This window comes from Paenibacillus turicensis, assembly GCF_017873435.1.
Lineage (GTDB): Bacteria > Bacillota > Bacilli > Paenibacillales > Paenibacillaceae > Fontibacillus > Fontibacillus turicensis.
The window spans coordinates 19,126-42,326 of the sequence record NZ_JAGGKG010000006.1 but is presented as its reverse complement, the minus strand read 5'-3'; the positions used below and the strand labels follow the sequence as shown (position 1 = coordinate 42,326).

20 protein-coding genes and 1 pseudogene are annotated in these 23,201 nt (G+C 39.7%); 16 read left to right on the top strand and 5 right to left on the bottom strand.

Annotated features, from left to right (window positions below):
• Positions 1-212: 212 nt before the first annotated feature.
• The gene (locus J2Z32_RS07835) at positions 213-2,378 is read right to left on the bottom strand and encodes a hypothetical protein (RefSeq protein WP_144878124.1); all 2,166 of its coding nucleotides are present in this window, start codon (positions 2,376-2,378) and stop codon (positions 213-215) included.
• 257 nt (positions 2,379-2,635) lie between these two features.
• Here J2Z32_RS07835 and J2Z32_RS07830 point away from each other — a divergent pair, with 257 nt between their 5' ends.
• The 4 genes from J2Z32_RS07830 to J2Z32_RS07815 all read left to right on the top strand — a co-directional run bounded on the left by J2Z32_RS07830 (position 2,636) and on the right by J2Z32_RS07815 (position 8,919).
• Positions 2,636-5,389, top strand: a complete 2,754-nt coding sequence (locus J2Z32_RS07830) for a type I restriction endonuclease subunit R (protein WP_210088626.1) — start codon at positions 2,636-2,638, stop codon at positions 5,387-5,389.
• 110 nt (positions 5,390-5,499) lie between these two features.
• The gene (locus J2Z32_RS07825; RefSeq protein WP_210088625.1) at positions 5,500-6,102 is read left to right on the top strand and encodes a restriction endonuclease subunit S domain-containing protein; all 603 of its coding nucleotides are present in this window, start codon (positions 5,500-5,502) and stop codon (positions 6,100-6,102) included.
• Entirely contained in the window at positions 6,099-7,664 is a 1,566-nt protein-coding gene (locus J2Z32_RS07820) for a type I restriction-modification system subunit M (RefSeq protein WP_210088741.1), read from the top strand. Before J2Z32_RS07825 ends, J2Z32_RS07820 begins: the two co-directional genes overlap by 4 nt.
• Position 7,665: 1 nt before the next feature.
• Positions 7,666-8,919 (top strand): restriction endonuclease subunit S, encoded by a 1,254-nt coding sequence (locus J2Z32_RS07815; protein WP_210088624.1) that lies wholly within the window; start codon positions 7,666-7,668, stop codon positions 8,917-8,919.
• Positions 8,920-8,951: 32 nt separating this feature from the next.
• Here the strand turns inward: J2Z32_RS07815 and J2Z32_RS07810 are convergent, their stop codons facing one another.
• The 4 genes from J2Z32_RS07810 to J2Z32_RS07795 all read right to left on the bottom strand — a co-directional run bounded on the left by J2Z32_RS07810 (position 8,952) and on the right by J2Z32_RS07795 (position 11,142).
• Positions 8,952-9,302 (bottom strand): hypothetical protein, encoded by a 351-nt coding sequence (locus J2Z32_RS07810; protein WP_210088623.1) that lies wholly within the window; start codon positions 9,300-9,302, stop codon positions 8,952-8,954.
• 77 nt (positions 9,303-9,379) lie between these two features.
• Positions 9,380-10,072 carry a helix-turn-helix domain-containing protein gene (locus tag J2Z32_RS07805; protein ID WP_210088622.1) on the bottom strand — a complete coding sequence of 231 codons (693 nt, stop codon included), beginning with the start codon at positions 10,070-10,072 and terminating at the stop codon, positions 9,380-9,382.
• A gap of 15 nt (positions 10,073-10,087) precedes the next feature.
• Positions 10,088-10,771: a helix-turn-helix domain-containing protein gene (locus J2Z32_RS07800; protein WP_237100270.1), complete on the bottom strand. Its 684-nt coding sequence runs from the start codon at positions 10,769-10,771 to the stop codon at positions 10,088-10,090.
• 167 nt (positions 10,772-10,938) lie between these two features.
• On the bottom strand, positions 10,939-11,142 hold the full coding sequence (locus J2Z32_RS07795) for a helix-turn-helix domain-containing protein (RefSeq protein WP_120463187.1): 204 nt from the start codon (positions 11,140-11,142) through the stop codon (positions 10,939-10,941).
• Positions 11,143-11,349: 207 nt separating this feature from the next.
• On the opposite strand from J2Z32_RS07795, the gene J2Z32_RS07790 reads away from it, so the two are divergent.
• The 12 genes and pseudogenes from J2Z32_RS07790 (at position 11,350) to J2Z32_RS07735 (ending at position 23,149) form a co-directional block, all read left to right on the top strand.
• The gene (locus tag J2Z32_RS07790) at positions 11,350-12,204 is read left to right on the top strand and encodes an SHOCT domain-containing protein (protein ID WP_120463186.1); all 855 of its coding nucleotides are present in this window, start codon (positions 11,350-11,352) and stop codon (positions 12,202-12,204) included.
• Complete coding sequence (locus J2Z32_RS07785) at positions 12,201-12,731, top strand: hypothetical protein (RefSeq protein ID WP_120463185.1); 531 nt, start codon at positions 12,201-12,203, stop codon at positions 12,729-12,731. Before J2Z32_RS07790 ends, J2Z32_RS07785 begins: the two co-directional genes overlap by 4 nt.
• Positions 12,732-12,792: 61 nt before the next feature.
• Positions 12,793-14,181 carry a stalk domain-containing protein gene (locus tag J2Z32_RS07780; protein WP_210088620.1) on the top strand — a complete coding sequence of 463 codons (1,389 nt, stop codon included), beginning with the start codon at positions 12,793-12,795 and terminating at the stop codon, positions 14,179-14,181.
• A gap of 187 nt (positions 14,182-14,368) precedes the next feature.
• On the top strand, positions 14,369-14,971 hold the full coding sequence (locus J2Z32_RS07775) for a hypothetical protein (RefSeq protein ID WP_210088619.1): 603 nt from the start codon (positions 14,369-14,371) through the stop codon (positions 14,969-14,971).
• Between the two features lie 130 nt (positions 14,972-15,101).
• The gene (locus J2Z32_RS07770; protein ID WP_210088618.1) at positions 15,102-16,433 is read left to right on the top strand and encodes a hypothetical protein; all 1,332 of its coding nucleotides are present in this window, start codon (positions 15,102-15,104) and stop codon (positions 16,431-16,433) included.
• Between the two features lies 1 nt (position 16,434).
• Entirely contained in the window at positions 16,435-17,148 is a 714-nt protein-coding gene (locus J2Z32_RS07765; protein ID WP_120463182.1) for a hypothetical protein, read from the top strand.
• 164 nt (positions 17,149-17,312) lie between these two features.
• Complete coding sequence (locus tag J2Z32_RS07760; protein WP_210088617.1) at positions 17,313-18,743, top strand: DNA primase family protein; 1,431 nt, start codon at positions 17,313-17,315, stop codon at positions 18,741-18,743.
• 343 nt (positions 18,744-19,086) lie between these two features.
• Positions 19,087-19,329: a hypothetical protein gene (locus J2Z32_RS07755; RefSeq protein ID WP_210088616.1), complete on the top strand. Its 243-nt coding sequence runs from the start codon at positions 19,087-19,089 to the stop codon at positions 19,327-19,329.
• A 39-nt stretch (positions 19,330-19,368) separates the two neighbouring features.
• Positions 19,369-21,192, top strand: a complete 1,824-nt coding sequence (locus J2Z32_RS07750; protein WP_210088615.1) for a recombinase family protein — start codon at positions 19,369-19,371, stop codon at positions 21,190-21,192.
• Positions 21,162-21,302: pseudogene (locus J2Z32_RS07745) on the top strand (Maf family protein); the annotation flags it as partial. The gene J2Z32_RS07750 and the pseudogene J2Z32_RS07745, both read left to right, overlap by 31 nt.
• A gap of 83 nt (positions 21,303-21,385) precedes the next feature.
• A complete protein-coding gene (radC, locus tag J2Z32_RS07740; RefSeq protein ID WP_210088740.1) occupies positions 21,386-22,075 on the top strand; it encodes a RadC family protein in 690 nt (229 codons plus the stop codon).
• A gap of 39 nt (positions 22,076-22,114) precedes the next feature.
• Positions 22,115-23,149 (top strand): rod shape-determining protein, encoded by a 1,035-nt coding sequence (locus tag J2Z32_RS07735; protein ID WP_210088614.1) that lies wholly within the window; start codon positions 22,115-22,117, stop codon positions 23,147-23,149.
• Positions 23,150-23,201 lie beyond the last annotated feature (52 nt).

Here is a 23,201-nt window from a genome sequence, read left to right as displayed (position 1 = left end):
GGAAGGGATAAATGCTCCAACTGTCGAATTTTTATCAAGGAATTCGTCAGGTGGGGTATTATTATTTGATGGTTTTCTGTTGTACGAATTAAAAAAGAAAGTAAAAAATGAACCTTAAGTTGATGTGCTACATAGTTTAGGTTGCCCACTGTCTGATAGCAAATGAATCAACCCTGTCAAAGTCGAATGACAGGGTTGATTTTTGCGAAATATTAACTGGCAGGCTTCCGTTTTCTTTTGACTTTATCTGCCTTTAGTTCTTCAACAACCTCAGCGATTGATAAATCATATTTCTTGATGGCAAAATCGACCACCAACATCAATTCCTCGTAAGTCCACATTACGACTTTCTTTTTGTACCTTCCGGCAAGATCCTGCAACACGGCTACAAAACCCTGTTCAAGTTCCCCTGCTACCACAATTCCTAAAACATTGACAGTAGTGTCCTTACATTTATAAACAAACTGTTGAAGCATCTCATAAGCTTTTGTGTCTGTTGGTTTTATCGGTTTCTTCTCATAACTCTTGGCTATCCCTACAAATACGGCATCGTCCATACCAAGCATCTGGATGGTAAAGCTGATATCACCGTATTCTTGTCCATGATGCGGATGTAATTTATGATCAGTAAACGTTACAAAAGGTTTCATTATGCAGCGGACGCTTTTTTCATGCTGACAGGCTTGGCAGGCATCGACACTATGTTTAGAACATTTTTCTGTAAGTAAGCTCAACACTTCGGCAAGTTCTTCGCGGCGTTTAGGGGTAATTCTCCGATCCCAAACGGGCTTAAATTGTTGAAGTTCCCTCACTTTGAACATGACTTTCGAAGAAACTCTAGATGAATAGTGAACGACATTGTTTTGAAGATAGAAGGATTCTTCCTCATGTGAAAATCCTTCATCCGGGAAATACTTGTTTATGATTTTTTCGGTAAGTTCGACTAAAGTTGATTTAGGATTAATTACGACTCCATCATACCAGGAGTCTATTCTGACCTTATGATCCATTAAGCAGCGAACGTTATCCTGTTGAAGTTCGGTGTAACAGAATGAACATACGACCTTTGGAACCTGTCCTCTTTTTACGGAAACCGTTAACAAGTCGGTGTTTCCGCAGTTATTACAGGTGATATCTGCATAATGGTCGCAACTATCGCAGTAAGGATAGAAGTGGGTAATGGTATGCTTCTTCAGTGAACCTACAATTTTATCAACATTTAAGTCGTGGAGCTTGAAGCTATCAATCTTTTTTACCTTACAGGTGACAACTGCCTTAGTGACTTCCAAAATAACTTTTTTCTCGTCATTTGTAGTTGTGAAGGCAACAAGATCGGGATCTTCATCAAGTCCAAATGATTCGAACTTATCGTCGATTTCACCATTTTCCTGAATGGAGTTAATGTAATTCATGATCTGTCCGATTCGCCAAATCCCCCAACGTCTCATTTCAGAGGCTTTAAGCTGACGGGTAAGATAAATCTTGCCTTTGTCATTGTTGACCCCAAGAGTTGAGAAGAAGTCTCCGTCCTCGTCGATTGCTTCTTGATAAACTGAACTTGGCGAGTCGTACCCATCGAATTCAGTAAGTTGACCAACCTTATTACCAAGATCACTGTCAGCCAAAGTAACTTTGCTTGGCTTACCTGATTCGGGGTCAGGATTGCTCAAAGTGGTTCTTTTCATTGACTCTTTGCTAAACACACTGTCGACAATCTTTTTGGTGATGTTTACAGGTGAAACAAAGCAATCAAAGGCTCTTTCAAGAGTTTTGGATATTGTTCCAACCAGTGACTCAGTAGGTATACTAATGCTCACAAAGCGTTGATCAAAGTTGATCCATAAGAAGCCGAACTTCAATTCGTAAATAAAATCGGACTGTTCGGTTTCAGGATTGATGTAATTATATCTTTCTTGATATTGTAATGAGATTTCTACCGTTTCGTGATTGACAACTGTTTGGTCAATAGCAAGTAGTCCAAATATGTTGTCATTGGGGTAAGTGATTGGCTTGAGCAACTCATTCATTTTGGACACACCAGTATTATTCTTGTGATCTGCAATGAATGAGGATGAACTCAGTTGAGGGTTATGCGGACGCAGCATAAACAGCCGAAAATTGGGTCTGCGGCTGTATCGATTATCTTCAAAACAGGTTTCGATATCAGATTCAGTTATCTCTGGTGAGATAGCCACAATCTCAACTAGTTTTTGCTTGTCAAGTCGCTCCAAAGCCACTTTTAAATCTCGTTTAACTTCACGTTTGACAACTACACGATAACGGTTGATTAAATCCTGCTCGTCTACCTTTGAATATAACAGGTGACGTATAACTCCATTCTGGACATGAAGTAATTTATCTGCGTGTTTTTCCGACATAATAACCCCCCTCTAAGAAACATTGAATATTAAGACTATTGTATCACATTTCCAGAACTGTGATGAAGGATGTCGCAAAAGGAAGAATTAGACCCGGTTTATTGATTTCGACTAGTTTAGGGCTGTAAGTCAGACAGAGGATTTTTAAAGAAATCTCCGGGATTTGGGGCTCTAGAAGGATATCGGCTGGGAAATGTAGAATATTGTAAGACTCCTGTGTATGAGTGGGGTAAAGAACACCTGAGGAGGTTTTACATTTGTCTTATCAGTCGGAAGCCCAGCTTGAGAAAAATCTGATCGAGCAACTTGTTCGTCAGGGCTACGAGCGAGTAACAATAAATGATTATGATTCGCTTTTAGGAAACTTTAAACAGCAACTGAATAAATTCAATGAGAAGAAATTAAATGGTCAGCCACTGACGGATTCGGAGTTCAGCCGATTCCTAACTCAGATTGATGGGAAAAGCATTTTTGACTCCGCAAAGATTCTTAGGGATAAACAGGTGTTCCAGCGTGATGACGGAACAGAGGTCTATCTTGAGTTGATGAATACCCGTGATTGGTGTAAGAACATTTTTCAGGTCACCAATCAGACAACAGTCGAAGGGACGTATAAAAATCGTTATGATGTAACAATTTTCATTAACGGCTTCCCTGTAGTGCAGATCGAGTTAAAGCGCCGCGGCTTAGATTTTAAAGAAGCGTTCAATCAAATCCAACGGTATCGAAAACACTCCTTCAGGGGGTTATATCGCTATCTGCAGCTGTTTGTTGTCAGCAATGGGGTTGATACGAAATATTTTGCAAACTCTGATGGTGACATCTTGTTTTCGCACACCTTCTTCTGGTCGGATGCAGAAAATAATCGTATCACCAATCTAAGCGATTTCACGTCCAACTTCCTAGAAAAGTGCCACATGGCTAAGATGATAGCCCGGTACATGGTGTTGAATGAGACCGAGAAGCTATTAATGGTCATGCGACCGTATCAGGTCTATGCAGTTGAAGCACTTATTAAGCGTGCCTTGGAAACTAAGAACAACGGTTATATCTGGCACACTACTGGTAGCGGGAAGACATTAACTTCATTCAAGGCGAGCCAAATCCTTGCGAACGAACCGCATATAAAGAAGGTCTTCTTCCTCGTTGACCGAAAGGACCTAGATAGTCAGACCTTGGCGGAGTTTAACAAATTTGAACCGGATTCAGTAGACATGACAGACGATACTGAAAAATTGGTGGCACAAATTTCGGACTTAACAAAGCCGTTGATCGTTACTACAATTCAAAAGATGGCGAACGCTATAAAAAATCCTCGATATGAGGAGATTATGAAGCCGTATCAACAGGAGCGGGTTGTCTTCATTATTGATGAGTGTCATCGCAGTCAGTTTGGTAAGATGAAAAAACTCGTTGACAATCATTTTAAAGAGGCGCAGTACTTTGGTTTTACTGGAACACCTTTGTTCGAAGAAAACAAAAGCCAAGACGGTCGGGTAACCGCCGATATTTTTGAGAAATGTCTACATACGTATCTGATTAAAGATGCGATCCATGATGGCAATGTCTTGGGGTTTTCGGTGGATTACATCCAAACGGTTGATGTTTCAATTAACGAAAAGGATCAGACCCGCGTAAAAGGAATTCTGACTGATGAAGTCTGGATGCATGATGATCGAATCCGTTTGATCGCTGAGAACATCATAAACCATCATGATCGGAAGTCACGCAGTAAGGGGTATACAGGACTATTCACTGTGGATAGCATCCCGATGCTGGTTAAGTACTACGACACCTTCAAGTCCATGTCACATAACTTGAAGATTGCCGGCATTTTCACCTATGGACAGAATGAGGACAGTGAAGGCGATGGACAAGACGAGCATTCTCGGGATAGCCTTGAACGTATCATCAAGGACTACAATGCTATGTTTGGAACCAACTTCTCAACAGATAAGTACCAAGGATATTTTGCCGATGTTTCTCGTAAAGTCAAGACTGCTCAGATCGATATCTTACTGGTAGTCAACATCTTTTTGACAGGATTCGACAGCAAAACTTTGAATATCCTCTACATGGATCGCTTCTTAAAATATCATAATTTGATTCAAGCCTTCTCTCGCACCAATCGGACGGAGAAAGCGACCAAACCTTACGGGAATATTGTATGCTTCCGCAATCTCAAGGAAGATACGGACGAGGCAATCAAGTTGTTCTCAAAGACAGATAGCGTCGATGATGTCCTGATGAAGAGTTACGAAGAATACCTTCAAATGTTCAGGGCAGCTCTGGTAAAAGTCAAAGCTCTCGCCGCTACGCCAGCGGAAGTAGATGCTTTGGAGCGGGAGGAAGAAAAACAAGAGTTTGTCATTAGCTTCCGTGAGCTTACCAAATATCTGACTCGTCTCCAAACTTTTACCGAGTTTGAATTCGACTCGGCTCGATTGGGTATTTCTGAACAGGAGTACCAGGATTACAAGAGCAAGTATCTCCGTATTTATGACGAAGTTAAGCGCGGCGGGGGTAAAGAATCGATCTTGGCGAACGTTGACTTCCTAATCGAGCTGATGCATACCGATCGGATTAATGTAAGCTATATCATGAATCTGATCCGGAACATCGATTTCGATAATGAAGAGCAGCGGGACAAGTCGGTAAAAGATATTGAAGATGAGATCAATCGGGCTGATAACGAGCAGCTACGACTCAAAGCGAATTTGCTGAAGGACTTCTTGCGAAAAGTAGTACCAACGTTAACCAATGCAGATTCGGTAGACGATAACTACAATGCCTTCGAACAAGAAGAACGTATGAAGGAAATTGAAGCATTCGCCAGTGAAGTGGGGTTATCGGCTGAAGTAATACAAGGCTTTGTACAGGAATATGAGTACGGCGGACTGGTCAACCAGCAAGAGATCAGTGATGCTGTTAAGTTGCCATTCCTCAAAAAACGAGCAATGATTCAACGGATTATCGAGTTCATCTCAGAGCACACCAAACGTTTTTCATAGTGCTATTTATAAAAATAGCAGAAAAGGACTTGCCTTTTCTGCTGTTTTTTATTATATTGAAGTTGTTGGTTTAATGCTATTTTAATAAATAGCAAAAGGGGAGGGTTGGTTTGAATTTAGAACAATGTGCATCGGTGGTGCAAGGGGCATTTTTATCCCGTATACAGACGTCACCTTCATTGGAGGCAGTAAAGCTTCCGGTCTACACGATGAAAGAAATGAACGAGTGGTTAAGTCCTGATCCCACATCGGTAGAGAATCAGCAAGATGCTTCTGATGTTCATGTAGATCAAGGGCGTTTGGTATCTTTACCACTCGCCAAAGAGGGTTTAGTCCTAATAAGCTTGACTGGACAACGAGCAGTAGCATTGCAGCAGGAGCATGCTGGAAAGTTGATCCCTTCTAACTTTGCCATCATTGAGCCTACAGGTGAATTGCATCCTGACTATCTGGAGTGGTATATCAATGAACATCCAGATTGTCGCAAACAATTGAAGATCGCAACGCAAGGTTCCAGTATAGCAGCTTTGTCGATTCAAATGCTTAGGACTTTGGAAATTTTTTTGCCACCTATGGACGATCAAGTGAAGATTGGTAGCGTCCATAGATTATTACATCGAAAAAATCGACTACTTCAGGAGAGAATCGTATGGGAACAGCAATATATCAAACAGTTATTGATGGGGTATCTAAAGGGGGAGGTAAACAGATGACAACGACCGAGTTACAACGTCATCAACAAGCCGAGTTACATAAGAAGCTTTGGGACATGGCAAATGACCTACGCGGTCAACTCGAAGCTTACGAGTTTAAAAACTATATACTTGGTTTAATCTTTTACCGTTATTTGTCTGACAAAACAGAGGATCGGGTTAATAGTCTTCTTAAGGAAGACAATATTTCTTACAGAGATGCTTGGAAGGATCAAGCTTATCGGGATGCTTTAAAAGATCAGCTCATTCAGGAAATTGGCTACGTCATTGAACCAGACTACCTTTTTTCGAGCATGATTGAGGAGATTGGTAAAGGAGAGCAAGGCAAATTCGATATTGAAATGCTACATAAAGCGGTCACCGCAGTAACAGAATCAACCCTTGGAGCGACGAGTCAGGATGACTTCCAAAATTTATTTGATGACATGGATTTGAATTCCTCCAAACTAGGGCGTGATGTAAAGTCTCGCTCCAAGCTAATCGCAAAGGTCATGGTCAATATTAATGATATCCCCTTCTTACATGATGATGTGGACATTGACGTTCTGGGCGACGCTTATGAGTATTTGATCGGACAGTTTGCTGCCAATGCGGGGAAAAAAGCTGGTGAGTTCTATACTCCACCACAAGTTTCCAAAATCATTGCTAAGATAGTTACGCTGGGTAAGAATGACTTAAGAAATGTCTATGACCCGACTTGCGGTTCAGGATCGTTGCTCTTGAGGGTCGCCAAGGAAGCGAGAGTCAGAAAGTTTTACGGGCAAGAGAAAACCTCAACTACTTATAACTTGGCTCGTATGAACATGCTCCTGCATGATGTGTCTTATCATAACTTCGATATTCAAAATGCCGATAGTTTGGATGAGCCGCGGCATCTAGATATGCGTTTTGAAGCCGTAGTAGCAAATCCTCCATACTCAGCAAAATGGAGTTCTGATGAAAAGTTCCTGCAAGATGAGCGGTTTAGTGCCTACGGAAAACTAGCTCCCTCATCCAAAGCCGATTTCGCTTTTGTTCAACATATGATTCATCATCTTGATGATAACGGAACAATGGCAGTTGTCCTTCCTCATGGGGTATTGTTCCGCGGTGCGGCAGAAGGAGTAATTCGTAAATACCTGATCGAAGAAAAAAACTACTTGGATGCGGTGATCGGCTTACCAGCAAACATTTTCTTTGGGACAACGATTCCAACGTGCATTCTTGTGTTCAAAAAGTGTCGAGAAGCGAATGATAACATTCTGTTTATTGATGCTTCCAATGATTTTGAGAAAGGTAAGAACCAAAATCGTCTTCGTGATGAAAATGTGGAGAAGATCGTTGAAACATATACGACTCGGCAAACTATCGAGAAGTATTCATATGCCGCTAGTATTGATGAAGTCAAAGAGAATGACTATAACTTGAATATTCCACGTTATGTTGATACTTTTGAGGAGGAAGAACTAGTCGATTTGAACAATGTACAAGCAAGAATTAAAGAGATTGATTCAGAGATACTACAAATTGATAAAGAATTAGAAACGTTTTTCAGAGAACTTGGAATACGGGAAGGTAACTAATATGAAGATATTGCCGAAGCTAAGATTTTCAGAATTTACGAATGAGTGGAAGCATAAAAAGCTTGGTGACTTAACAATAAAGGTGGGAAGTGGAAAGACTCCTAGAGGTGGTAGTTCCGTATATACTGATGAGGGCGTAGTATTTATCAGAAGCCAGAATGTTTTGAATGGACAACTGTTCTTGGATGACGTTGCGTATATTTCGGAGGAAGAAAATAACAATATGTTATCTACTCAAGTATATGAAAACGACATACTATTGAATATCACTGGAGCATCTATTGGTAGGAGTTGTATAGTTCCACTTGGTTTTCCAAGAGCCAATGTAAATCAACATGTCTGTATTATTCGAGTAAATAAAGGCTATGATCCTTCCTTCATAATGAATCAAATTATCTCATATAAGGTTCAAAAGCAAATTGATAGCTTTCAAGCAGGGGGAAATAGAGAGGGTTTAAATTTTGAGCAGATAAGAAATATAAGGGTTAGCATAACATCTGAAACAGAACAGCGTAAAATTGCATCTTTCCTCTCACTATTAAATCAAAAAGTGGAGAGACAGAAAGAGAAGATCGAAGAACTAGAGTTGTTCAAGAAAGGTTTGCTCCAAAAGATTTTCTCACAGGAGATTCGATTCAAAGACGAGAATGGGCAGGAATTTCCTGAGTGGGATTCATCGGTCTTAGAGGAATTAGGTTCGTTTACTAGAAACTACAGCTTTTCACGCAGTGTCGAGGGAGAAGGGGAATATCAACATGTTCATTACGGTGATATTCATTCTAAATTATCGGGAGTGATTACCTCACAGACGGAGCTTCCGTCATTAAGTATCGATACAGAAACAACATACACACTTCTTAAAGACGGAGACGTTGTATTTGCTGATGCATCCGAAGACACTTCTGATCTAGGTAAAAGCGTTGTTCTTCTTGAAGGTAACAATAGAAAAATAATTGGTGGGTTACATACCCATTGTTTTAGACCATATAGCCGGTTAGACTCGTTGTTTTTGCATTACTTTACACAGACTACTGAGTACAGGAAGTTTATTAATGTAAATGCAAATGGGGTATCAGTTTTTGGACTGTCAAAGCCAGCGTTATCAAGTCTAGAAGTTCCACTTCCTGATATTAAAGAGCAAAGAAAGATATCTGGTTTTCTCTACAAGTTATCTCAGAAGATTGAATTGCTTAAAAAGAAAAATACCGAGCTAGAAGTTATGAAAAAGGGTTTTATGAATCAAATGTTCGTCTAAAGCAAGGGGAATGACTCCCTTGCTTTTTATTTCTATTTGTTGTTATTTACCACCCAACAATGCCCCTTAACATCCACATAGAAATCCCATGTTTCCGGATCGAAATCGACCCAATTTTTCCTTGCTCCAAGAAAGCTCACTGCTTCAAGAACCATCTCATCATATCCAGAGCGCAATTCCTCAAACTCAGACATCAACTGTTCAATCTGTTTTTTCTTAAGTTCAATCACATCGATTATTTCCCGTAGCGACTCAGTTCTTTGTTTAGTAAGCACTCCAATGTATTTGCCGTGTTGTTCGATAATCCTATCGTTTTGCTCATAATCGTGATGCTTGAGTCTACTGAGTGGTTGACGAGAAAGAAAATCATAAATTTGAGCCAATTCAACATCTCCCTGTTTTTATGACCATTATACACATGCATCCTGCGAACTTCTAAAGCCGCCAATAACTGGCGGCTTTAAGCTTTAGCTTGTATCAAGTCATTCCCGTTTATGTCGAGCAACTCGTATGCTTTCCCTATCATGTCTTTGTCGCGGTCGAACAAGTGAATCGACTTATCATGAATACCACTCGTCGCAGTGACAAAATTCATTTGTTGTACCATAAATTCAGAATTGCAGAGTACAACTACTTTATTGCTATATGTAGTAAGCTCTTGCTGAAATAATACTGCTTTTTCTGCCACCTCTATTGAGTATACGGCTGGTTTTCCGTCAGTTGCCTTCATATCTCGATGATCAACAAAGACGCTAAGTTCTTCTTTTTGAAATGCGTTGCATATCCCCAACAGGGTTTTAGACATATGATCTACATGTTGTCCGTTCAGCAAGCCACTAACTTGAAAGGACAGAATCCGTTTATCACTGTCCAAATGATACTTGAACCGTTCAGAGATTGGAACGGTAAAGTCATGCGGTTGGTAAGCGAGGGTATCTGAAAGCCTTTCGACAGCAAACATATACGAAATTGATACATTCAATGCTTTAGCAAGTCGTTCGATATTATCCAAGCTGATATTTCGAAGTCCTCGTTCTACACCACTGAGATAGCTCCGATCCATTCCTGCTCGGTGAGCCAAGACTTCTTGAGACATCCCACTTCTTGCACGAAGTTCACGTATTCTATTCCCAAACTCAATTCTTATATTCACAAAATCCACCTCAAACTAATGCACTTTAATTAAGTCATTTCCGTTAATGTCAAGCAACTCGTATGCTTGTCCGACCATATCTTTATCACGACCGAAAAGAGGAACCGTAGGAATGCCACTTTCTTGGGTAATTCTTTTTAATTGGTGCACTTGAAATTCCGAATTACAGAGAACTACGGCTTTACTGCTATATAAAAGCAAGTTCCGTTGAAAAGCTATAGCTCTATCGGCAACTATTGGCGAGTAAACTACCGGTTCGCCATCAGAAGCTTTCATATCACGGTGATCAACAAATAATCTCAGTTCACCTTTCCCGAATGAACTACAAATTCCCATGAGGGTCTTGGACATAAAATCAACATTATCTCCTGTTAATAACCCATGAACCTGAAAGGCGAGTACCCTTCTGTCAGCATCAAGTTGATACTTAAACCTCTCTGTAAACGGTATCGAAAAATCATTTGGTTGATATGCAGGGGTTGACGAGAAGCGTTCGCTCGAGAACATGTACTCAACCGATACAGAAAGCGCCGCGGCGATCTTTTCGATATTAACCAGGCTGACATTGCGTTCTCCCCGTTCGACACCACTTAAATATGTACGATCAAGCCCCGCGCGATATGCAAGCGATTCCTGAGACATGCCACTTCTCGCCCTCAATTCACGGACTCTTTGCCCAAATTCATTCCGTATGTCCACAAACAAAAAGACCTCCTTCCCATATTCTTCTTAATAAGTATATCGGGATAGTAGGTCAAAAGTTATAGATATGATGGATAATTTAGTCGAGGTGGTGTTTTCGATGTGACTTAAAGTCAACTGACTAAGGAGTAGGTTCTAAATATCATGGACTAAGGGTTATCTGATTAAACAGGCGGTCGTCTGTCTTTCCACTCATCAATTTTTCGGGGGTCAACCTTCAACACTTCACAGATATGCAATGCAATATTGACAGTTGGAGTTGTCAGACCGTGTTCAATGTTTTGATAATGCTTCAAAGATATATTAACAGCGCGGCTGACGCTCTCTTGGCTAAGATTCTTCTTTTCCCTAGCTTCTTTCAATTTCATAAAGGATACAGCCCCTTGCATTCGTTTCCTTTATGTTAGGGAATACGCGAATTTTTGATAACTAATTATAGTTGGCGAAGTATAGTTCCTATATTATACTTATCAATATATGTCGAAATGCCTACTCTGGTAAGGAATAATGAGGATTTGTCTAGAAGGGGCAGTGGGACAGTGTTAAATAAAGTCTAACCAAAGGAGAAGATGCACTTGTCGAGTTCAGCACCACAATTAATCATCACATTCTTTTTACTCGTGATTATTGTTCCACCGCTAATTGCATTCTTTAAAGTCTCAGCTGAGGGAAAGTTAGGTCGAGGTGCAATTTTATCGGAAGAAGTATTGAAAAAGTTCAGGGAAGTATTCGCAGAACCAACGGAGAGATATATTGCTTCAATTGGTAATGGTTATATCATCAACTTCCTATCAGGGGGTTCGCTTGCCAGTGGATTTTCCGTCATTAGTAACAAGCGGGTTTACTTCAAAGGAAAGTGTTACTACAAAGAAGCTGGTAAGTTGAAAAAGTCTTTTGAAGAGCGGATGGTTGATCTGAAGGATGTGACCGGAACAGGTTACACCAGGGTTAATCCGATATCACTGTTGATTACTTCCTTATCTTCACTAGTTTTATCAATCATTCTTTTCGGTGTTCTAAGTAGCTTGGGAAGTAGTGATCAGGCAACAGTTATGAACATTTTGACATTTGTATTGATCGCTTCAATATTGAGCTTTTCAATCACGCTAACTGCATACATATTGAAACGCAAAAATTTGTTCGAGATCTCCTTCGCAGGGGGTATGATTGCCTTCAACATCAATTTGTATGATAAAGCAGAGATCGACGATTTTCAGAAGCAACTTAGAAGGGCTAAAGACCATGTTGTAGAATCAGCGCCTACTCAGGTTGCAGCGGCAGCCGCGCCACAAACGCCCACTGAAACTAACTCCAAACTTGGAATTGCTGACGAGATAAAGAAATACTCCGAACTACTACAGCAGAAGCTTATCACCCAAGAAGAGTTTGACGAAGCAAAAAAGAATCTCCTGTCCAATGGTAACAAATGAGTACTGTCGTTAAAGGATTAACCTTGAGCAATGGTGAGGAGATCAGAGCGGTATTAGGTAAAGGTAACATCGGGAACAAGGGTCAAAAGCCTGTAGTAGTTCTTACCAATAAGTACATCCACTTTTTCGGTGAACATTATCGGTATGATAATGGCGACACTTCCAGAAAAATATTCGAACCCGAATCGATACCGCTTCAAGATTTCATTGGTGCTGGCTACATACGTAAAAGATCGAGACGTAATCTCTACTACCTTGTAACGGTCGGGGTATTAATCACGATCCTGATGCAGATCTCTAGAGGAATGAAGAAATATGGTGCGCATTTTAGCCAAATTAAGCTTTATAGCTCGATATTGGCAGGAGTCTTTGTTATCGCCTTGGTTCTTTATCTATTTAAGAGGTACAAGCTGTTCGAAGTCGCCTTTGTAGGGAAAAGGATTTGTATTAGCGAACACCACTTTGAAAAATCAGATATCCAGTTATTTATCCAATCGATGTATCAGGCGAAGAGAACAGTTCAATAACTTGGCTTTTAGAGCAATTGCTCATGATAAGCATACAACAATGAAAATGGAGTGATGGAAAATGAAGAAGATATCTATGATGTTGGTCTTGTCTTTGGTTATTTCCCTGTTTACTTCACTAACGGTTATGGCTGAGAGTGGAGCGAAAGTTGAGACGAAGCAAGGAGGTTATGTTTCAATCTCAAACGTAACTGATAAAAAGCAGTTTATTGATGAAGGATCAGGTGTTGGAGATACGGTTTTTGTATCCGACAAGCCAGTAACGCTTACTATTACCGGAAAAGACCCGCATCCGAGTATCAGTTTCCTCCCTGACGCGAAGCTTGGTGGTGAGTCCTTCATTATGGGAGAAGCTTCCGAAGATATCGCTGTAAAAGGCAGTACCGTAAGTCTCAGCAAGAAGGGCTATTATGGGGTGAACGTGCGCTTCGGCAGCGAGTTTTCACCTGATACTGTTGCCGAATTCGTGGTGCAGATTGTAGGCGAAGGAACTGCAAGTAATGATCCTAAGACTAACTCCGAATCCGGTAACAGTGAAGCCGAACAAGGTATGTCGACAGTAAATGTTCTTAATGAAAATTCGGGGTATAAGATTAAATTCCCGAGCAGTTCTTTAAAGCTACAGAAAGTTAAGGGAAATGACGATGAGATCGGTGGTTTTGAAGTCTCTGCGATCACCTTAAAGACCCCGAAATTTGAGAAGGACTCTAATGTATTCTTGTTCGATCTAGTAACTACAAACCCAAAGGCTCATTCAGTTTATGTGAGTGTCGACAGCTATTTTGGTGGTCAAATGAAATATGTAGACGAGGAATTTAAAGACGGTAAGGTTTCCGTATATATGCCTAGTGTTACATTTGAATCTGTTGTTACAGACGATGTTTTGGTTGCGTCGATTGAGGTTTATGATAAAGATCGTAATGTGATCGACTCGTTTAAGAATATTTACTTCATGTATGATGGTTTCAATCATTACAAAGTGGTTGATGCAGATACAAATCAGTCGAGCAAGCCTGTGTCTGCCAAGCCAACAGCATCCAAGGTAATTGTCAACGGCAGAGAAGTATCCTTTGAAGCCTACAACATCAATAACAACAACTTCTTTAAACTTCGCGACATTGCTTCAGTTGTAAATGGCACTGAGAAACAATTTGAAGTGAAGTGGGATGGAGCAAAGAATGCAATCAGCCTTCTTTCTGGTCAGGCTTACACTCCTGCTGGAGGAGAGCTTAAGTTATCTGCTAAGCCTGCAACAAAAGAAGCCAAGCCAACTTCCTCCACCTTATATATTGACGGAAAGGAAGTAAGCTTGGTCGCCTACACAATTGATGGTAATAACTACTTTAAGCTTCGTGACATCGCAAAAGCGTTCAATATTGGCGTAACATGGGATAGCAAAACAAATACAGTTGGAATCGACACGAAGATTGATTATAAAGACGAAGAGTAATTGACCATAGAGGGTTCTATTTTAGATGGTGCCTGTTACAGACACCATCTTTTATTTTGTCCTTGTTGTATTAGGGGGCATCGAGGGAAGCGGATTTCAGTCGCATTATTTCTTTTGTTGAGCCATAGGAGCCATCCGAGATACAATTAGTGGATAAACATACAATTTTCCTAGCAGGGGGTAAACGATGAGCCTACCTTACGATAGAGAAGCCGAGTTGAAAGAACGATTCAATCAGTTCATAGCTAATAAAATAACCGGCTCCAATGAAGATTACTATTCTCGGATGTCAGTTGAAGACTTCGAAGACATAAAGACTACGTTGAAGGATATACACAACATTATTACATACAAAACGACCATCCGTTTCATTGACTGGGTAAGTGAACGCTTCCCTTATGTGAAGGAGAATTATCAAGTTTACTTGGAACAAGTACTAAAAACCAGACCGAATGATAATGGATACGATCTCATCGTTACTGGAGAGGTCAATATTATTGCCGAGATCAAATGTAACAAGCCGATCAATAATGGTTACAAATTTGGTTCAGCCCAAAGAAACGGAATCGTAAAAGATATTCTGGGGCTACTTGAAGGGAAATCAAAAGTAAAATCGAATCCCGCGGCAGCGTTTAAATTTTTGGTGATCTATGATTTTGGCGATCATACTTTATCCGCCGCGCAGCACTTAATAAAGAATTTGCAGGCTGATCTTAAGGAGAAGGTCGAAATTTATGAAGATAGTAACCTGCTAACGACAGATAAGGTGTATGTCGTATTCATTAAGTAAAGATTGGAAACAGGTCGTAACCACTTATCCGATTGGAAGGTGGTTTTTCTATAATTGAGCCAAAACTATCGATGGGTTAAAATATAGAGAATACTACCAATGATTGCTTCATGTGAAAGGAGAATTGAAAATGGATGTCATAAGATTAAACGAATTATTACCTTTAGACAAGAAAGTAACCACTATTTATACAGGTTCGGAGCTTCTGCTTGCCTATGAACTCGACAAGTATGCCCAAACCTTGCTTAAGAAGAAATTGGTTTTGTCCGATGTAACAATTTCAGAGGAATTGCTCATCGGTGAACACTTCAGTTTCGTGGTAACAAACGGGCTTGATGTGGGGTTCAAACCAATCGGGACATTGAAACCTTACTCCGATAGGAACTTCTTTACAAAATCGGTTGAGGGAGTCTACTTTAAGAAAGATACCGATGATGAAGTAGTGTTTGAACTGCAATCAGATATTATGGCTAATCAAGTCTTGAATGCTTCAAGTAAAAAATCTGCAGGATACATCAGCTTAATTGCTTATATCATGGTAAGAAGTGCTAAGGTCAACAAACCTATTCCGAAATTAATAATTGATCATGGGGCAGTTTATCCTGATGGTTTCGAATATGTGGATCTTTACATCCTTATGCGATTCGGAAATAGTTTGCTCGATGGATTAGTCGAGATAAGGTATCTTGAAGAATCGAGCACAGATAAAATACAACTTGATAAATTCTATAATGAAGCCGCAGATGGTCCATCCGAAATTAAAGAGCATCAATTTGATTGGATAGCTTTCGTTATGCAATTCAGACAGCGGGGATGGATGAACCGATTCTACAATAAAGCAGAAAAGTTTCAATATCTTACAAGCGAATTCGAGATAGGTGATGTCGTACTGCTGTATGAACGTATAGGTGCAACGGAGTCCAATCCGGGTAAACTTTCTGAGTGCTACCCTGCAGTAATTGAAGGGTTTGATGAAGACTCTATCTCATTAACATACTATCCAAGAGTCAAGACGCGATTGACAGAGGAAATTGAAATTGAAGCCATAAATTCAATTCCCGAAGAATTGCGTGTAGCCCAAAAGATACCTACGTATGTAAGGGAAAAAGGGAATCGAACTCTTATAAGTCATCGAGAAGATAAAATTATGAGATACGATCAAGAGACTTACTTTTTTGGAAAGACAGTAAAGTTCAATCTAAATGATTTTGGTGTAGAGCGGTATACATACAATGAAAATAATTTTCTTCAACAATTATTTGAAACAGATGGAAGCTATCAGTTCATTCCCACAAATGAAGGAGACAAACTAGCCTTCTTCTCAACAATTGATACGGTCTATCATGTGTTCGAAGATTACAATGTTGAGTATAAAAAAGATAGGTTCCTAGAGAAGTATTATTATTCAAAAAACAGAAAGCCAGGATACTCGATTAAATTATTAGATCCGAAGGAGGGGTAAAATGGGTGCTGGTAAGAAAACAAAATATAATTCAAGATTTCTAGAAATCGGTCATCAGATAATAGCGGATATGCCAAAGAGTCGAAAAGAGAATTTATGTTCATTGTCTCATACTCTACATTTTGTTACTTTACTCGGATTTCAATCATTTAAGTCAAAGCGTAATGTCGCAGATGGTGTGAGGAAATCTGAACCATGTCCTACAAAGGTAGGTATCACCTTGATCTCTGATGTAGATATTGACGATGTTCCTGTCATTGATGTTCGTTTGGATAAGTATACGGGAATAAGTAAAGATCAGATCGGAAAACGTAAAGTAAAAGCAAATGAAAAGTTTGATCTTACCTATTACGAGTTTATGTTCCTGATGTTAAGGGATGAGTACGCTGGTTTTTTTGAAGCTAATGATGATCCTAGAGGTGGCTATGTTTCCTTATATTTGAAAGCATTTGAAAAAGGAGACGCCAAGTTACCCACACCATCGATTCAATTTAAGAGAAATAAGCCCAAGAACAAATCAGGTTATAGAGAAGATGTTGTTCCAATTACTGAACAGATCATCCCAATCGACAAGAAAGTTCAAGGTGAATGGAAGGTAATACCGAAGTACGCAGATAAGTATGGTCCATTACTGGAGCATCTACTGAAAAAGAGAGAAGAAGGCAAGAAGCGGAAAGCACAAAGCATGAGGGAACTGCATTTAACATCCAAATAAAAACCTGACTACAGTGTAGAATACCTTTGGTGGTCTACACTGTTTTTATTCATCCAAAATAAATTAGGGTCATTTTTTTTTTATGCAGGAGTTGAGACGAAAATTGGGAAAGTGCTCAAGAGTCTCGGAGAGTGATATACAAACCCGAGAAAGGTGTGCTTAAAATGGCAGCATCATATCAAACTCTTGAAGTCATGAAATCCTGTGTTTCACCAATTGTAGAACAGCTCGATGAGCGACTGGCTCTTAAGGAACGGGGAATATCTTATGGGAAGAAAGATTTAGAAATGAACGCAAATACCTTTGCCAGATATACATTAGGTCGAATGCATTTAGTTCAGCTTGGTAATGCACAGATCTATGCTTACTGTAATAAGGGGTATTACATCGAAATGAACGATAGGATGTTAAAGGCAATCTGCCGCGGCATTATTCATGAAGCAAAAACGGATATCTGGTGTCGGAAATGGGAGGGTGAGTACTTCGAGGCTTTAAGGAGAGAGATACCATTTGTTGAAGAAATGAATCCCGAAAAGGGGCTTATAAACTTAACGAATGGTATGTTAAATCTTTATTCGATGGAAATTATTAATCATGACCCAAGCTACTTATCCACCATTCAAACTCCGATTGAATATGACGGATCAGCATCGTGTCCGAAGTTTGAAGAATTCCTATTCGACATCTTTGAAGGTGATAGGGAGCGTATCATGCTTGTTCAGGAAATAATGGGTTACTGCTTCATACCGGACATTAAGATTCAAAAGGCATTCTTCTTCATTGGTTCAGGATCAAATGGTAAGAGTGTATTATCAGAAGTCATCCGTCACCTAATCGGAATCGGAAATGTGTCAAATGTTTCGTTGAAAGATTTAGGCGGTCGTTTTGGAATGCAGAACCTTCCGGGAAAATTGGTGAACGTTTCGACCGAAAATGAATTTGATCGGAAGTTCAATACTCAGAACTTTAAAATCTTAACTGGTGGAGATGCGGTAAACGTCGAGCAGAAGTTTAAGGCTTCTTTCAATACACGATTATTTGCAAAGACGATTGTGTTGCTGAACAGTATGATGGATTCCAATGACTTAACGAATGGGTATTTCCGCAGGCTTCAAATCATTCCGTTCAACAAAATTTATCGGGAGTTGCGAGCAGGGGAAGCTCCTATTGAGGGGGTAAGCTACATGGACAAGTCTTTGCTCGATAAGTTGCTGACAGAATTACCAGGCATACTGAATTTTGCAATGAAAGGTTTGGCTCGTTTAATCGAAAACAACTTTAATTTGACCGAGAGTAAAGTGTGTGAAAAAGCATTAGAGGATTATAAGGTCAGTCAAAACCCAATTCCCGAGTATTTCAATGCGCGGGTATATTGGGATGAAGGTGAAGTGACCTTAAGATCAGATTTCAAGCGTGATTTTTCTAGATGGGCTGAAAATAACGGTTTGGACAATGTGAAGTCCATAGGCTCAACAAAGTTTTGGGAGATGTTCAGCAGAGTTCTCATCGAGAAAGGCATTAAAGTTCGCGAGAAGAAAATCAACGGTGATTATTATGTCGAAGGGCTCGGGATTTACTTTTATTATCCGGAGTGAGTTTTTGAAGTAGCTCGCTTGCGAGCTTAAGGAGGAAAGCTCTATTTTGTAGAATTTCAATTATGAAGCACTTATTTCTCTGACTGTTTCTTGTCAGGAAGTGAGTGCTTTTTTTATTTGAGTCTAATTAATCTTTACCTGTAATTGAGTTGATTTCGTGTTACGGATATTTTTCAAGAGTCCTTAACAAGCAGGCATGGAGTTACCGCTCCAAATATCGTGCAAACGGAGTGTTAAACATGTCTGTAGTCATTAGTAAGTCAATCGAGTCAAGAAAGTCCTTCCTCTCCAAGGTCTGGTATTCCAACATGTCAGTGTTGCGGGTCATTGGAGGTGCATTATCTTGATTAAAGTGAAGATGGATAATGCAAATAAGTTGGTGTATGTCTGGATGACTGAGCAGGATAAGGATTCGGCGGAATTTTTGGAACTCAAGGAAGATCTCAAGACCAGAAAATTCAAGTCCTATAAACTAATCACATTCGTTTCTGGGACTGATGATGTCCTTGTTGATCTTGAAAAATTAGTGCTTCAAAATGCACTCAAAAACAATGTTGAACCAGTTTTCGATACCAAGGTACAATGACCCAAATCCAATGAAAATATAAGAAATGGGGTATCAAATATGACTAATTTTAAGGTTGTAAATTCTGGAGATAAGTGTTTGTTGATTGGTTATACACGTATTAGCCGCGATGAAGATAGAAAGAATTATGCTACAATTATTGCCCAAAAGAAGATAATTGCAAATCATGCAAAAGAGGTTTTTGGAAAAGAAATTTCTGAAAAGTATTTGTACGAAGATGATAATTACAGCGGATATTCATTCAACAGACCTGATTTTAATCGGATGTTAGAAGATATTAATTTTGCAATTGAAAATGGGTATCAAGTAGTACTTTTGGTAAAGGACATATCACGAATCGGGCGGCATAATGCTTATACATTGCTGTTTCTCGAAGATATGAAAAGGCTAGGTGTTCGAGTAATTCTAATAAGTGATAGCTACGACTCATTTGTTGATGATGACTCGATACTTGGAATTAAAACGTGGTATAATGAGAGGTATGTCAAAGATATAAGCACCAAAATAAAAGATAACAACAAGACAAAAATGATTGATGGCAAGTATTTGTCAGCAGTCCCTTACGGCTACAAGAGAGATTCGCTTGACCGAGAGAAAGTAATTATTGATGAAGAGACTGCTTGGGTAGTTAAGAAGATCTTCGAAATGTATTTACAAGGTGACGGCTACAGAAAAATTTGTATTTACCTGACTGAAAACGAAGTACCTACTCCATCAATGGTTATCCAAAGAAACAAGGAAGCTGAAGGTAAAGTTTACAAAAAAGATGTTACACATGTTTGGGTTCAGCGAATGGTTCAAAGAATCGTAAGAAATGACTTTTACATTGGAGTACTTCGACAAGGTAAATATAAGCTTGCTGAGATCAACGGGAAAATTCTGAGGGTCGATCCATCTCAGCACTATGTGTTTGCAAATAATCACGAACCTCTGGTAAGTGTAGAGGATTTCGAACTTGCACAGGAGATTGCTGAAAAACGTCTCACCATGCATTATAGAGGTTCGGGACATAAGCATGTAAACCTATTCACTGGCTTTCTTGTTTGTGCCGATTGCGGACGCGGTTTTGTTGCACTTAATAAGGAAGGTAAACATAAGTCCTACATATGCGGGACGTACAGAAGAGTAGGTAAAATAGCTTGTACAACACATTACATCTTAGATCGAACATTGCTGCTTGCAATAAAAGCCCACCTTGTTGTCCTCAGAGAAAAACTAAGCGATGCAATTAGTGGTTTTGATGGTAAATTGAAAGATCAGGTGAAGAGAACTGACAATCTAGATAAATCCCTCCAGAGGCTAAATTCAAGTCTAAAGCAACTTTCTGATGAACTGAAAGTAACAATGAAGCAGAGGATAAATGAAGTTGCTCGACGCCCCGAAGATGAGGAAATTATCTTAGAAACATATGCAGAAATTGAAGCTGAGAAGCGTTTGCTAATCAAAGATATTCAAAGGCAGATTGATGATTTAACTGAAATCAAAAAGCAATCTTCGAGGTTTCATGAAGGTTCAGTTACTGCTTTGAGCGTTCTTGATGAACTTATCGGAAAAGAGATGTTTGATCGTAAGGATCTTGGTTTGTTGGTTGATAAAATAATTGTCAACGAAAACGGAGAACCTACAATTTACTTGAAAGCCAATATTGAGAAATTGCTACAGTACGAAGGTGGGGATCATGACCCTGATGGTAACGGTGGCGGCTTTAAAGCCACCGTTACTTATAAAGCGGGGGCGGTAATCAAAACATTAGTTTCTACTCTAGCGTCAAACTTTTATGGAGGGGAACTCGTCAATGATACTGTCGGCTTAAAAGTACCATCGTTCACTACAAAGCCGGAGGTTATGGAATTCAAGGCTTAGGCGCCTCTATCGTTACAGGGATTGAGGGCTGTTATTTTAATGTCGTTGGTTTGCCCTTATCATTACTTAGCGATATGCTAAAAAAATATAATATACATGTTTTAGCATAGTCACCACAAAAAAATGGAAGTGGTAAAGCATATCCTTCCGAAATGTATGTCTTATTTTACATTCGGAAATGGAGATGTTAATTATGGTTTATCCTTCTCATTTACTCAAAGATATGCCAGAGCATGAACGTCCACGTGAACGTATGCTTCAGTATGGCGTTAAGGCTTTAAGTCATTCAGAACTGCTGGCAATCTTACTTCGAACAGGGAGTAGGCAACAATCCGCCCTTCAATTGGCACATAGTGTATTGCTCGAAACTGAAGGTGTTCGCGGACTTATGGATTTTAGTTTAGATGAGCTTTTAGGTATAAAAGGAATTGGCCCAGCTAAAGCGATTCAAATTAAGGCAGGAATAGAGCTAGGGCATCGAATTTCGCAAAGTAAGCTTCCTGATCCTACAGTGATTCGTCGGCCAGAGGATATCGCTAATTATGTCATGGAGCAGTTGCGTTATTTACAAAAAGAGCATTTTATTTGTCTATTTTTGAACATAAAAAACCATATCATTGCCCAAGAAACATTATCAATTGGAAGTCTGAATGCATCGATTGTTCATCCGCGCGAAGTATTTCGTGCCGCGATTAAATGCAGCAGTGCTTCCATTGTGTGTGTCCATAATCATCCTAGCGGTGATCCAACTCCAAGCTCTGAGGACATATCGATTACCAATCGCTTATGTGAAGCTGGCAAACTACTTGGAATTGATGTGCTTGATCATATCATTATTGGAGATGGATTGTTTGTAAGTTTGAAGGAGCAGGGCTTGATGTAATATAATAGCTAAGATACACGAGGAAAAGGAGAATACATCATGTTTGGAAGCTTTACGAAAGATTTAGGAATTGACTTGGGGACAGCGAATACGCTTGTCTATACACGTGGTAAAGGTATTATTGTAAGAGAACCCTCGGTAGTAGCTATTCATACTGACACTAAAAATATTGTTGCAGTAGGGGAATCAGCCAAAAAGATGATTGGTAGAACACCTGGCAATATTCGTGCTATTCGCCCTATGAAAGATGGCGTAATTGCTGATTTTGATACTACAGCAACGATGATTAAATATTTTATTAATCAAGCACAAAAACAACGTTCATTATTTCAACGCCATCCTAACGTTATGGTTTGTGTTCCATCTGGGATTACAGCAGTAGAGCAACGTGCCGTTGAGGATGCTACGAAGCAGGCAGGAGCGCGTGAAGCTTATACAATCGAAGAACCTTTTGCAGCAGCAATTGGTGCTGACCTACCTGTGTGGGAGCCAACTGGTAGTATGGTTGTTGATATCGGTGGCGGTACTACAGAAGTTGCAGTCATTTCCCTTGGAGGGATTGTAACGAGTAAATCTGTTCGTGTGGCAGGTGATGAAATGGATGATTCTATCATTCAGTACATTAAGCGCCAATATAATCTTATGATTGGGGAAAGAACCTCAGAGCAATTGAAAATGGAAATTGGCTCTGCAATGCCACTTGAAAAAGTAGAAACGATTGAAATTCGTGGACGTGATCTTGTTACAGGACTTCCAAAAACATTAACGATTACTTCAGATGAAATTTCAGAAGCGTTAAGTGATACTGTAAATGCAATGGTCGATGCAGTGAAGGTTACACTTGAAAAATGTCCGCCAGAGCTTGCAGCGGATATTATGGATCGTGGTATTGTATTAACAGGTGGTGGTGCTTTGCTTCGCAACCTTGATAAATTATTGGCAAGTGAAACCGGCATGCCTGTCATCGTTGCAGAAAATCCACTGGATTGTGTTGCGATTGGAACTGGACGTGCGTTAGACAACATTCATCTATTTAAATCTAAAAGTTCTTCCACTTTACGTTCGAAACGATAATCATCAAGAAGTCACCCTTATACTGGTTGAATGCTTTTATAAACTGGAAAAG

What these genes read in the sequence shown, in the direction of transcription:
- J2Z32_RS07795 (WP_120463187.1), bottom strand. Translation starts at nt 11,142, where the DNA reads ATGAAATTGAAAGAAGCTAGGGAAAAGAAGAATCTTAGCCAAGAGAGC.
- J2Z32_RS07835 (WP_144878124.1), bottom strand. Translation starts at nt 2,378, where the DNA reads ATGTCGGAAAAACACGCAGATAAATTACTTCATGTCCAGAATGGAGTT.
- J2Z32_RS07775 (WP_210088619.1), top strand. Translation starts at nt 14,369, where the DNA reads ATGAGCCTACCTTACGATAGAGAAGCCGAGTTGAAAGAACGATTCAAT.
- J2Z32_RS07770 (WP_210088618.1), top strand. Translation starts at nt 15,102, where the DNA reads ATGGATGTCATAAGATTAAACGAATTATTACCTTTAGACAAGAAAGTA.
- J2Z32_RS07750 (WP_210088615.1), top strand. Translation starts at nt 19,369, where the DNA reads ATGACTAATTTTAAGGTTGTAAATTCTGGAGATAAGTGTTTGTTGATT.
- J2Z32_RS07765 (WP_120463182.1), top strand. Translation starts at nt 16,435, where the DNA reads ATGGGTGCTGGTAAGAAAACAAAATATAATTCAAGATTTCTAGAAATC.
- J2Z32_RS07815 (WP_210088624.1), top strand. Translation starts at nt 7,666, where the DNA reads ATGAAGATATTGCCGAAGCTAAGATTTTCAGAATTTACGAATGAGTGG.
- J2Z32_RS07760 (WP_210088617.1), top strand. Translation starts at nt 17,313, where the DNA reads ATGGCAGCATCATATCAAACTCTTGAAGTCATGAAATCCTGTGTTTCA.
- radC (WP_210088740.1), top strand. Translation starts at nt 21,386, where the DNA reads ATGGTTTATCCTTCTCATTTACTCAAAGATATGCCAGAGCATGAACGT.
- J2Z32_RS07820 (WP_210088741.1), top strand. Translation starts at nt 6,099, where the DNA reads ATGACAACGACCGAGTTACAACGTCATCAACAAGCCGAGTTACATAAG.
- J2Z32_RS07785 (WP_120463185.1), top strand. Translation starts at nt 12,201, where the DNA reads ATGAGTACTGTCGTTAAAGGATTAACCTTGAGCAATGGTGAGGAGATC.
- J2Z32_RS07735 (WP_210088614.1), top strand. Translation starts at nt 22,115, where the DNA reads ATGTTTGGAAGCTTTACGAAAGATTTAGGAATTGACTTGGGGACAGCG.
- J2Z32_RS07780 (WP_210088620.1), top strand. Translation starts at nt 12,793, where the DNA reads ATGAAGAAGATATCTATGATGTTGGTCTTGTCTTTGGTTATTTCCCTG.